General features: G+C 61.5%; 12 protein-coding genes and 2 tRNA genes. 9 read left to right on the forward strand and 5 right to left on the reverse strand.

The annotated features are described in order from the left end of the window. Positions 1 to 4: 4 nt before the first annotated feature. A complete protein-coding gene (purN, locus tag NKI38_RS08035; RefSeq protein ID WP_352656247.1) occupies positions 5 to 718 on the reverse strand; it encodes a phosphoribosylglycinamide formyltransferase in 714 nt (237 codons plus the stop codon). Further along, positions 715 to 1,839: a phosphoribosylformylglycinamidine cyclo-ligase gene (gene purM, locus NKI38_RS08040; RefSeq protein ID WP_352656249.1), complete on the reverse strand. Its 1,125-nt coding sequence runs from the start codon at positions 1,837 to 1,839 to the stop codon at positions 715 to 717. Before purM ends, purN begins: the two co-directional genes overlap by 4 nt. Positions 1,840 to 2,087: 248 nt before the next feature. On the opposite strand from purM, the gene NKI38_RS08045 reads away from it, so the two are divergent. The 4 genes from NKI38_RS08045 (at position 2,088) to hdaA (ending at position 5,742) form a co-directional block, all read left to right on the forward strand. Beyond that, a complete protein-coding gene (locus NKI38_RS08045; RefSeq protein WP_352656251.1) occupies positions 2,088 to 3,077 on the forward strand; it encodes a methyltransferase in 990 nt (329 codons plus the stop codon). A 221-nt stretch (positions 3,078 to 3,298) separates the two neighbouring features. Beyond that, entirely contained in the window at positions 3,299 to 3,856 is a 558-nt protein-coding gene (locus NKI38_RS08050; protein ID WP_352627129.1) for a CDP-alcohol phosphatidyltransferase family protein, read from the forward strand. Continuing rightward, positions 3,828 to 5,036 (forward strand): AI-2E family transporter, encoded by a 1,209-nt coding sequence (locus tag NKI38_RS08055; RefSeq protein ID WP_352656253.1) that lies wholly within the window; start codon positions 3,828 to 3,830, stop codon positions 5,034 to 5,036. Before NKI38_RS08050 ends, NKI38_RS08055 begins: the two co-directional genes overlap by 29 nt. A 1-nt stretch (position 5,037) precedes the next feature. After that, positions 5,038 to 5,742 carry a DnaA regulatory inactivator HdaA gene (gene hdaA / locus NKI38_RS08060; protein ID WP_352656255.1) on the forward strand — a complete coding sequence of 235 codons (705 nt, stop codon included), beginning with the start codon at positions 5,038 to 5,040 and terminating at the stop codon, positions 5,740 to 5,742. A gap of 71 nt (positions 5,743 to 5,813) precedes the next feature. Here the strand turns inward: hdaA and NKI38_RS08065 are convergent, their stop codons facing one another. Together NKI38_RS08065 and NKI38_RS08070 are read right to left on the reverse strand one after the other, a co-directional pair. Beyond that, positions 5,814 to 6,539: a glycosyltransferase family 25 protein gene (locus NKI38_RS08065; protein WP_352656257.1), complete on the reverse strand. Its 726-nt coding sequence runs from the start codon at positions 6,537 to 6,539 to the stop codon at positions 5,814 to 5,816. A gap of 330 nt (positions 6,540 to 6,869) precedes the next feature. Then, positions 6,870 to 6,946, reverse strand: a tRNA-Pro gene (locus NKI38_RS08070). Between the two features lie 124 nt (positions 6,947 to 7,070). Here NKI38_RS08070 and NKI38_RS08075 point away from each other — a divergent pair. The 4 genes from NKI38_RS08075 to NKI38_RS08090 all read left to right on the forward strand — a co-directional run bounded on the left by NKI38_RS08075 (position 7,071) and on the right by NKI38_RS08090 (position 9,241). Further along, positions 7,071 to 7,376 (forward strand): ETC complex I subunit, encoded by a 306-nt coding sequence (locus tag NKI38_RS08075; RefSeq protein ID WP_352627134.1) that lies wholly within the window; start codon positions 7,071 to 7,073, stop codon positions 7,374 to 7,376. Positions 7,377 to 7,420: 44 nt separating this feature from the next. Next, positions 7,421 to 7,497, forward strand: a tRNA-Arg gene (locus tag NKI38_RS08080). A gap of 192 nt (positions 7,498 to 7,689) precedes the next feature. After that, the gene (locus NKI38_RS08085) at positions 7,690 to 8,499 is read left to right on the forward strand and encodes a nucleotidyltransferase family protein (protein WP_352656424.1); all 810 of its coding nucleotides are present in this window, start codon (positions 7,690 to 7,692) and stop codon (positions 8,497 to 8,499) included. Then, the gene (locus NKI38_RS08090; protein ID WP_352656426.1) at positions 8,492 to 9,241 is read left to right on the forward strand and encodes a metallophosphoesterase family protein; all 750 of its coding nucleotides are present in this window, start codon (positions 8,492 to 8,494) and stop codon (positions 9,239 to 9,241) included. The genes NKI38_RS08085 and NKI38_RS08090 overlap by 8 nt, the downstream gene beginning before the upstream one ends. Before the next feature lie 44 nt (positions 9,242 to 9,285). Here NKI38_RS08090 and NKI38_RS08095 read toward each other — a convergent pair whose 3' ends face one another. Beyond that, entirely contained in the window at positions 9,286 to 9,468 is a 183-nt protein-coding gene (locus NKI38_RS08095; protein ID WP_352656259.1) for a hypothetical protein, read from the reverse strand. A gap of 512 nt (positions 9,469 to 9,980) precedes the next feature. On the opposite strand from NKI38_RS08095, the gene NKI38_RS08105 reads away from it, so the two are divergent. Next, positions 9,981 to 11,348 (forward strand): c-type cytochrome, encoded by a 1,368-nt coding sequence (locus tag NKI38_RS08105; RefSeq protein ID WP_502899273.1) that lies wholly within the window; start codon positions 9,981 to 9,983, stop codon positions 11,346 to 11,348. The last annotated feature ends 4 nt before the right edge of the window (positions 11,349 to 11,352 follow it).

Consider the following 11,352-nt stretch of genomic DNA (forward strand, 5'->3'; position numbering starts at 1 on the left):
CGACTCACGGCGTGATGCGCGCCAGATGCTCGAGGTCGGCTTCCTCGCGCAGCGGATCGGGGGCCATCACCACCGAGGTGCTGTTGTCGGCATCGTCGGCAAAGTGGGCAAGCACGGTGCGCCCGGCCTCCATGCGCGCCTTGCCCTCGGCGACCAGCCCCAGCGCCAGCGGATAGAGCCGGTGCTCGGTCTTCAGCACGCGGGCAGCCAATGTATCCGCATTGTCGCCGATCATCACCGGCACGGCCGCCTGGGCGATGATCGGGCCGTCATCCATCTCGGAGGTGACGAAATGCACGGTGCAGCCATGGATGCGCATGCCGGCGGCGAGTGCGCGCGCATGGGTGTCGAGTCCCTTGAAAGCGGGCAGCAGAGCAGGGTGGATATTGATCATGCGGCCCTGCCATTTCTGGACGAAGCCGGGGGTGAGGATGCGCATGTAGCCGGCCAGCGCCACGATATCGGCATTGAATGCCGTGAGTGCTGCGTCGATGGCGGCGTCATGCGCCTGCTTGCTGCCATGGTCGGCACGCGAGATGACCTGCGTGGCGATGCCGCGCGCCTTGGCGATGCCGAGGCCGGCGGCGTCGGCCTTGTCGGAAATGACGCCGACGATTTCGGCCGGGAAGGCCGGGTCGCTGGCCGCCGCGATCAGCGCGGTCATGTTGGAGCCGCGCCCCGAGATCAGGACAACGGTGCGTTTCCTCTGCGCGCTCATAGGCCGATCGAGCCCCGATAGATGACGCCGGCATCTCGGCGCGGCACGATGCGGCCGATCGGCGTTACCGTCTCGCCGGCCTCCTGCAGCACGGCGGCGACCTGCGCCGCCTGGCCGGACGCGACCACCAAAATCATGCCGATGCCGCAATTGAAGGTGCGCATCATCTCTTCCGGCGCCACACCGCCGGTCTTGGCCAGCCACGAGAACACTGGAGGGACGTCGATCGCCTCGAGATCGAGTTCGGCCGAAAAATCCTTGGGCAGCACGCGCGGAATGTTTTCCGGGAAGCCGCCGCCGGTGATGTGGGCCAGCGCCTTGATGCCATGCGTGTTGCGGATAGCCTTGAGGACCGACTTGACGTAGATGCGGGTCGGCTCAAGCAGCGCCTCGGCAAGCGTGGCCTCATCGTTGAATGGCGCCGGGTCGCCCCACGCCAGGCCGCTGACGGCGACGATGCGGCGCACCAGAGAATATCCGTTCGAATGCAGGCCCGAGGAAGCCAGGCCCAGCAGCACGTCGCCTTCGACGATGTCGTCGGTCGGCAAGAGCTGGCCGCGTTCTGCCGCGCCCACCGCAAAGCCGGCAAGGTCGTAGTCGTTGCCATGGTACATGCCGGGCATTTCGGCCGTCTCGCCGCCGATCAGCGCGCAGCCGGCCTGGCGGCAGCCCTCGGCAATGCCGCCGACGATCGCGGCGCCCTGATCGGGATCAAGCTTGCCGGTGGCGAAATAGTCGAGGAAGAACAGCGGCTCGGCTCCCTGCACGACGATGTCGTTGACGCACATGGCGACGAGATCGATACCGATCGTGTCGTGCTTGCCGGCATCGATGGCGATCTTGAGCTTGGTGCCGACGCCGTCATTGGCCGCCACCAGCACCGGATCGGTGAAGCCGGCGGCCTTGAGGTCGAACAGGCCGCCGAAACCGCCGATCTCGCCATCGGCGCCCGGCCGGCGCGTCGCGCGCACCAACGGCTTGATCTTCTCGACCATGAGATTGCCCGCGTCGATATCGACACCGGCCTCGGCATAGGTGAGCCCGTTTCTGCGCTTGCTCGTTTTGGGCTGGCTCGTTTTGGGCTGGCCCGTCTTAGGCTGGCTTGTGTCGCGCTTGCTCATCGCAATTTTCCTGCTCGTTTGCGGGCTCTTCGCATGAACGGCTGCGCCTCGCAAGGATGACGACAGAATGGTTGGCTTTTGCCCCCGATAAAAGCGAGGCGATGGCGCCCCTTGTGCAAAATCTCCTCCGCCGTCGTTTCTCATCGGAGGCAAACCTCGCGTCTCCATTTCGCCTCCCCCCTTTGCATCCTTGTATGTAGTTGTTGTTGGTGCTCTGTTGCCATGCATCAGGCATTGGGGGACAAGCCATGCTCAATCCTTCGCAACAGGTCATGAGACTAGGCTTCGGATTCGCCGTGTCACAGGCGCTGCGCGTCATTATCGAACTCGGCATCCCCGATCTCCTGGCTGCCAGCGAGCGGTCGGTAGATGAACTGGCGGCTGCCACTCAATCGGATGCTGACTCGCTTTATCGTGTAATGCGACTTCTCGCGCCTGAAGGGGTGTTTAGGGAAGTGCTGCCCCGTCATTTCGAGTTGACGGAGGTTGGTGCGGTGCTGCGCTCCGATCGGTCGGGTCCCCGTGACTTCGTCCGTATGATCAACAGCGAGGCCTATCTTGCCTTCGAGCAGCTCCTGCATTCTGTTCGTACCGGAAAGCCGGCCTTCAACAAGGTTTTCGGGAGCCCAAGGTTTGACTGGCTGTCGGAACATCCGGAGCAGGCTGCCTTGTTTCAGCGTGCCATGGTCGCCTTGAGCCAAGGCAGTAACGAGGCCGTTGCCGAAGCTTATGATTTCAAGCCGTTCACGCGGATCGTCGACGTTGGCGGCGGACATGGCCAGCTTCTCTCGGCGATCCTGGCTCGCAACCCTCACCTGGACGGCGTGCTTTTCGATCTGCCTTCGGGCGTCGCGGCAGCACGCCAGGGTGCCGGAGGCGATCTGCCGCGCACCGAATTTGTCGCCGGTAATTTCTTTGAAAGTGTTCCCACCGGTGACGTCTACGTCATCAAGAAGGTCGTTCACGATTGGGATGATGGGCGTGCCGCGGAGATCCTGCGAAATTGCCGCAAGGCAATGCTGCCGAACGGGAAGGTGCTTGTGGCCGAGACGCTCGTGCCGCCAGGTGACGAACCGAACCAGATCAAGGGTATCGACGTGGTCATGCTCGCCGTCACTGGTGGCCTGGAGAGAACGCGGACCCAATATGCAAGCTTGTTCGACGCCGCCGGGCTACGCCTTGAACGAGTGATTCAGACCCGAGGACCCATTTCCATCCTTGAAGCGTCTGCGGTCTGATCAAGGAAGGTGTCGCCGCGAGCCCAGGTTGCTGTCTTCGCTGTCCAGCGACCGCACATTTTCCGTGAAGGTTAGGGACATCGTATATACGCGAGAGTGTCGAGATGGCGGCAGGGCAAAAGGGGTGGTTCACAGACAGACCTTTGCCATGTCTGGCGCTTCTCCCTTGCGATCCTCCTCCGTCTCCATCATGTATTAGAAGCAAACCCGGCAGGCGCGCTTTGACCATCCCCAATCTGATCACCATCCTGCGCCTTGTTCTGGTGCCGGCGGTGGTGCTGGCAATGCTGCAGGCGCGCTGGGACTGGGCCTTTGCCGGTTTCCTCATTGCCGGCATTTCCGACGGCGTCGACGGCTTCATTGCCCGCCGTTTCAACCAGCAGTCCACGCTCGGTGCCTATCTCGACCCGATCGCCGACAAGCTGCTGCTGGTTTCGGTCTTCGTCGTCATGGGCTTCATCGGGCAATTGCCGCTCTGGCTCGTCGTCACCATGGTGTCACGCGACGCGTTGATCGTCTGCGCCGTTGTGTTGTCCACCGTCATGGCCCATCCGGTCGAGATGAAACCGCTTTTTGTGTCGAAGGCCAACACCGCCATCCAGATCGTGCTTGCCTCGGTTGTGCTGGGCGAACTCGCCCTTGTCGTTCACCTCGACCCGCTGAGGCTAGTCCTCATATTGCTATCCGGGGTCTTGACCGTGGCTTCGGCCGCGGCCTATCTCGTGGCTTGGCTGAGGCATATGAGCGGCTATGGCGAAGGCTCCAAACCGGGCACCTAACCAAGAATCCATCGAAGCGGCCGCCGAGGCCGCGGCGGCAGGCGAAACTGCGTCTCTGGCATTTCACCGCCAGATCCGCTTCTGGCTGATCAGCGCCGTCCTGCTGGCGCTGTTCCTCTACGTCTTCTCAGGCATCCTTTTACCGTTCGTCGCCGGCATGGTGCTGGCCTATTTCCTCGATCCGGTCGCCGACCGGCTGCAGCGGCTCGGCCTGTCCCGCTTCATGGCGACGGTGGTCATCCTCATCACCTTCCTCATCGTGCTGGTGCTGGCCTTCGTCATCCTCATTCCGGTGCTGGCGACGCAGATGGCCGATTTCGCCAGCAAATTGCCGGAATACCTGACCCGGCTGCAGAGCCTGATCACGTCTTTCGATCCGAAATGGCTGGAACAGAGATTCGGCGTCAACGCCAATGGCTTGCGTGACGGGCTGAATTCGCTGCTGACCTCCGGCTTCGGCCTGCTCACCACGGTCTTCACCTCGATCTGGAGTTCCGGCGTGGCGCTGGTCTCGGTGGTCAGCCTGTTCGTGGTGACGCCGGTGGTCGCCTTCTACATGCTGCTCGACTGGGACCGCATGGTGGCGGTCATCGACAGCTGGGTGCCGCGCGACAACGTCGCGACGGTGCGCGCCATCGCCAAGGACATCAACACCGCCACCGCCGGCTTCGTACGCGGCCAGGGCACGCTGTGCCTGGTGCTGGGCGCCATGTACGCCACCGGACTGACGCTGACCGGCTTGAATTTCGCCATCCTCATCGGCCTGTTCGCCGGGCTGATTTCCTTCATTCCCTATGTCGGCTCGCTCACCGGGCTGGTGCTGGCCGTCGGCGTTGCCATCGTCCAGTTCTGGCCGGATTGGACGATGATCGTCGCCGTCGCGGTGGTCTTCTTCATCGGCCAGTTCATCGAGGGCAACATCCTGCAGCCGCGGCTGGTCGGCAAAAGCGTCGGCCTGCACCCGGTATGGCTGATGTTTTCGCTGTTTGCTTTCGGCGCGCTGTTCGGCTTCGTCGGCTTGTTGATCGCGGTGCCGGCTTCTGCCGCCGTTGCCGTGCTGGTGCGGTTTGCCATCGCCCGCTATCTCGAATCGCCGCTTTACAAAGGTCACGGCGCTGCGTCTGTGCCGCAGCTTCCGGCCGATCGCGGCGGCGGCCGCCGCACGCAACCGCGTCGCTGAAGTGACTGCCCAACCAACCGACCCGCCGCGTCAGTTGCCGCTCGATCTCGGCCATGGCACCGGCTATTCGCGCGACGACCTCGTCGTCTCCGGCACCAACAGCCAGGCGGTGGCGCTGGTCGACCGCTGGCCGGACTGGCCCTCGCCGGTGGTGGTGCTGGCCGGTCCCGCGGGTTCGGGCAAGACGCACCTGGCCTCGATCTGGCGCGCGCGCGCCAACGCGGTGGCGGTTGACGCCAGGCGCATTGGCGACAGCATCGCCAATCTCGGCGCCAGCCCGGCACTGATCGATGATGTCGATACCGGAGCGGTTGATGAACAGGGCCTGTTCCATCTGATCAATGCGGTGCGTGGTGCCGGATCCACGCTGCTCCTGACGGCGCGCCGCTTTCCGTCGGCCTGGGGTGTCAGGCTGCCTGACCTTTCCTCGCGGCTGAAGGCGGCGGCGACAGTCGAGATCCATGAGCCCGACGATCTCTTGCTCGCCGGCGTCATCACCAAGCTGTTCGCCGACCGCCAGGTCGAGGTCGAGCCGCATGTCGTGCAGTATCTGGTGCGCCGCATCGAGCGCTCGCTGGCGACAGCCATGCGCGTGGTGGAAAGGCTGGACCGCACCGCGCTCGAGCGCAAGACGCCAATCACGCGCACGCTCGCCGCTGAAACCGTCAGCGCCATGGATGAGGGGCAGGGAGAGTTCGAGATTTAGTATTGGGCGAGGACGGCGAACTTCTGGCGGTCCAGATCGGTGCGATGATCCGATACCGTTGTGGAGTGGAGTTAGATGTGCCCAAATATCCGGCGACGAGCCTTTTTCCAATTCCACTCAAGTCGCTTGTACCATAAGGGGCGCCACTTGTTTTGACCGGGTATGGAGGTCGGGAAGGCTCCGTTGTGGGTTCCCTGTTCAACGATAGGCCTTTCAAACCAAAGGACTTCTACGCCCAGTAGCGGATCGGTCCTGTCCAACTGGTGGCCTATCGTTGTTGTCATCTTGTTTTTGGAAAACCAATCACAACGCGCTTCCGCGGTCGGTCTCGTGATGAGATATGAGTCCGTCGCACGACTATGGGGGGCAGGATACAGCTTCTGCCGCTTCGATATTCTCCAGATTGGCAAGTAGTAGTTACCTGCATTGCCGAGATAGATCGCTACTTTCCTATTGGGATTTCCAAGTTCGGCAATTCCTTGCTTCAGCTTGTCGACAAAATCCGGAGTAAGAAAAACGTCGTCTTCCAGCACGAGACAATATGGCAATCCGGAGGTCAAAAATTCCTGCCATACACCAATATGTTTCAAACTGCATGATATTTGCGGTGCGGAAAGCGTCGTTTCAGAAAACTCTTCTCGAATTTTTTCTTGGATATCCGAGACATCGTAATCCAAGAACCAGTTGACGGGAATGCCCCGACTTCCAAGCTCTTTCAAAATGTGCCGCTCTCGGTCCTCGTATCCCGTCTTTACATGGCATACCCGGACAAAGACATCGTTCGGAAAGGTTTTCATGGAGGCGTTTTACGCATTCAGATTGGTAAATCAAGCGCCTCTGATAGCAACAGTATTGGTTGTTTCTGCCAAATGCCGACAGGGCTGGTGCGGAGGCGTGCGACGAGGTCACTCTGCTCTTGCGGTCCAGCGGTGTACGGTAGGTTCCCATCGGGCGGTAGCCTTGGCCAAAAGCGCGCCAGCTGTATCGCGGCATTGCCCACCGAACCGCCGATGCTGCCATTCGCCAACGAAGCGAAGAGGATCAAGGGCACGACGGATCGGTCGGCCGTGGTGGTTACGGCTCTCGTCGCGGGCACAGATGCCTGGATCTCGTGGAAAATGAGAGAATGGTCGGAGTGGAGAGATTCGAACTCCCGACCCTCTGGTCCCAAACCAGATGCGCTACCAGGCTGCGCTACACTCCGAACGGTCTGTTGCCTATTCATTTCAGTGGAGCATGGCAAGTGCAAAAACCTTGCCGCCGTGCGCATTGCGCAGTAATGACGGGCAAAGGGTAGCGATGCTGCCTTGCACAAAAACGAGGTGGCCATGTCCGCGCGCATTTTCAGCCCTGCCAAAACCGCGATGCAGTCCGGCAAGGGCAAGACTGGCTACTGGGTGCTCGAATTCGATCCTGAGATGCGCAAGAAGATCGACCCGCTGATGGGCTACACGACGTCGGGAGACATGAGAAGCCAGATCAGGCTCACCTTCGACACGCGGGAAGAGGCGGTGGCCTACGCCGAGAAGCAAGGGCTGGCCTACCGCGTCGAAGAGCCGAAAGAGACCAAACGCCGCCAGATTTCCTATGCGGAGAATTTCCGCTATGACCGCAGGACGCCCTGGACGCATTGAACGGCAGCCAGCGTCAAGTATCCAACCGGCCCAGGCCGGCCAGCGGTCCCGTAGCTCAGCTGGATAGAGCACCGGCCTTCTAAGCCGATGGTCACAGGTTCGAATCCTGTCGGGATCGCCAGATTAACTAAATGATATCTAACAGTTTTTTGCCATCGGGATTGTTCTCCCGCGATAGATCGTGTCGGCCCCTGATCTTCGCACCGTGACGAGAATGAAATCCAGCTGGCTGCCTGGCCGGCGGAACCGGGGTGCGGTTCACGTTGTTACTCCAGTGGGCGGTCGTTGGCCGTCGGATTCGGAGTCATCGTTCATGTCCAATGGCCCTTTACCCGAAAACGCTCCGGTAACGCTTCCCACGATCGACGCAAAGGCTGCGCCGACACTCAAGAACGCCGAGGCGGAGGTGTTCTATATGGAGGCGATCCGCGAACTCACCGCCACGGACATTCCTTTTCTTGTCGCCGGAACGTATGCGTTAAGCGCCTATACGGGCGTCACCCGCCCGACCAAGGATCTCGATATCTTTTGCAAGGCGGGCGACTATCCGCGCATCCTCGCCCATTTCAAACAGCTCGGATATGCGGTCGAAATCGAAGACGATCGGTGGCTTGGAAAAGTGTTCAAGGGCACACATTTCTTCGACGTCATTTTCGCCTCTGCGAACGGCATGATGCCTGTTGGCGATCTGTGGCTGGAGCAGGCCCGTCAAACCGAGCTGCTGGGCAGTCGGGTGAGGATCATCGGTCCGACCGAGCTTGTCTGGTCCAAATGCTTCATCCAGGACAGGGGGCGCCACGACGGAGCCGATATCGCTCATACGATTCTCAAGGCGCATGACCAGATCGACTGGCACAGGCTGCTTTCCTATCTGGAGGTTCACTGGGAGGTGCTGCTGATGCATCTTCTCAATTTCAGATGGATCTATCCGAGCGAGCGCGATCATATACCGGCTTGGCTGCTCGATGAATTGCTGGACCGCCTCGCCAAGCAACGACAATTGCCGTCTCCCAGAATGAAGATCTGCCGCGGACGTCTGCTTTCGCAAGTCGACTACGAAATCGACGTCAAGGAATGGGGCTTTGCGGGCGTCGGCGGCGCGGGAGAATCTCGCGATGGCTGATCACATCAAGAGCGCAACGTCGACGGAGAGTGCACGCACGCTCAAGATTGCCGCGGTGGGCGACCTGCATGTCAGGGAAGATGCCCAAGCCTCGTATCGCGATCTCTTCGGCGAAATATCGCGCGAAGCCGATGTCCTAGTGCTCGCCGGAGATCTCACCAATCTCGGCAAGCCTCGTGAAGCAGAGCTGCTCGCCGAGGATTTGCGTCACTGCTCGATCCCGGTGGTGGCCGTGCTCGGCAATCACGACTATGAGTCCGATGCGGTGGAAGACGTCACAAACATCCTGCGCCAGGCGGACGTCCGCCTTCTCGACGGGCAGACGATCGAAATCGCGGAAGTCGGCTTTGTCGGCGTAAAAGGGTTCATCGGCGGCTTTGGGGCGCGCATGCTCGGCTCCTTCGGCGAACCGGCGATCAAAGCGATGGTCGCGGAAAACGTGAACGAGGCAATGCGGCTTGAAAATGCGATGCGCCAGGTCCGCACTAAACGCACACTGGTAGTTCTCCACTACGCCCCGATTGCCGAGACCGTTGCGGGAGAGCCGCTGGAGATATTTCCGTTTTTGGGTTCTTCACGTCTGGCGGAAACGATCGATCGTTTCCGGGTCAGCGCCGTCGTGCACGGTCATGCGCATCGCGGCTCCTACCAAGGTCAAACGCCTGGCGGAGCCAATGTCTACAACGTCGCCATGCATGTGGCCAAGCCGACCGGCCGCCCCTATGCCTTGCTCGACATCTGATGCGCGTTGGCATGCAGCTCGACCCAGCTCCAATCTGCCTGGGCTCAGTTCGCTGCGTTGATCGACTTTGCCAGCTCTTCCAGCTTCCTGGGATCGTTGCCGTGACGGCGCACCAGTTCGCGGGCTTGGTTTGGCGGCAAATCGGCTGTGGCGGCCAGCTGTCGCACCTGATCGTCGATGGCAACCTGCGGCAAGGTGTTGTCGAAATCTGTTGCCTTGTCCTTCATGACGGTTCTCCTCGATCGCTGTCCAAGACAACGGCTTGAAAATCGCACCGGTTCCGAAAGATCTGCAAAACACGAGCGCCAATGCCTCGCCGCGACCGCCAGCCATGCAAGATCCCGATTGCGCAACGATCACAATGGCGAGGGTTCGGCCATGAACGAAGATAATCTCGATGTCGCAGCCAAGAGAACCCGACCCAAATCGCGATGTGCCCATGCCGGCTCCAACGTGGAAGCCTGAACCGACCGTGGACCCCGAACCGGAAAGGCTGCCAGGACGAAACTCCGCTGCCCAATCCCCGACGAGAATGAAGAACCTCCGGTCCACGCCACAGGATCGATATCTGGTTCGCAAGCGAGTGATCGCAGTTGAAGCAATCGGACAATTGACGACAGCCGCATCGCGCCTAACTTTTCCTGCGTGGCGGTGAACACACGCGCGGGAATAATCAGGTGTCTGCGCTCCTGCCCCTGGACGGTCTGCCAAAGGAGGCCCTGTCTTGAAACGCTTCTGGATGAGCGTTGTTGTCATTGTCGTTGTGTTGGGCGCTGGGTTCTTCGCCTATGCCTGGAAACCGGCGATCGATCCGGTCGAGCCGCCGCAGCGCTCGTCCTTCGATCAGTCCCTGATCGAGAAAGGCGCGGTGCTGGCCTCGGTCGGCAATTGCACGTCCTGTCATACCAGGCCCGGCGACAAATCCTTTGCCGGCGGCCTTGCCGTGCCGACGCCGTTTGGCACGATCTATTCCACCAACATTACGCCCGACCCCGAGACGGGTATCGGCCGCTGGTCGCAGACCGCCTTCACCCGTGCAATGCGCGAGGGCGTCGACCGCGCCGGCAACCACCTTTACCCGGCTTTTCCCTACGATCATTTCACGCTGGTCTCGGACGAAGACAACAGCGCGCTCTATGCCTATCTGATGACGCGCCAGCCGGTGACCAAGCGCCCGCCCGCCAATGAATTGCCGTTCCCGCTGAATGTGCGGTTGGTGCTGGCCGGCTGGAAGCTGCTGTTCTTCGACAGAGGTGCATACCAGAATATCGCGTCGGAAAGTGCCGAGTGGAACCGTGGCGCCTACCTCGTAAACGGCCTCGGGCATTGCGGCGCCTGCCATACGCCGCGCAACATGCTCGGCGCCGAGAAAAAGGGGTCGCACCTTGCCGGCGGCGAAGCCGAGGGCTGGACGGCTTTCGCCCTCGATGCCAACTCGCCCGCGCCGGTGCCATGGACGCGTGACAGTCTTTTCGATTATCTCCGGCAAGGGTGGCATACCGACCATGGCGTCGCCAACGGCCCGATGGGCGAGGTGACCGGCAATCTCGGCCGGCTTGCAGATGCCGACATCAGCGCGATGGCCACCTATGTCGCCTCGCAGATGGGCGAACCTTCGCCGCAGCGCACCGCGAAAGCGCAGGAGATCCGAACGAAACTGTCGGCCGATGCCGGCGCGGTTCCCATTCCGGTGTCGGCATCGGCATCGGCCGAAACGCCGGCCGGGCGCGGCGCGGTGATCTTCCAGGCGGCCTGCGCGACCTGCCATGACGGCAGCCGCCTGCCGCCGTTCGGCGGTATAGACTTCCATCTTTCGAGCGCGGTCAATGCACCCGGCCCGCAGAACGTCATCAACACCGTGCTGTTCGGCCTGCCGGCGGCGAGCGGACGCCAGAGCGCTGTCATGCCGGGTTTCGCCGCGACGCTGCGCGACGAGCAGGTGACCGATCTGCTCGCCTATCTGCGTGAGGCCTTCGCCGGCCAGCCGGCGTGGCCGGATGCCGCCGACCGGCTGACTGCTACACGAAACGGCAAATACCAGGTCAGCGTACGCCCGTCCGACGGCATCGAGCGCGGCCCGGACAATGTAGGGGCCCAGGACAAATGAAAGC

The organism is Mesorhizobium sp. M0621 (assembly GCF_040320745.1).
GTDB lineage: Bacteria > Pseudomonadota > Alphaproteobacteria > Rhizobiales > Rhizobiaceae > Mesorhizobium.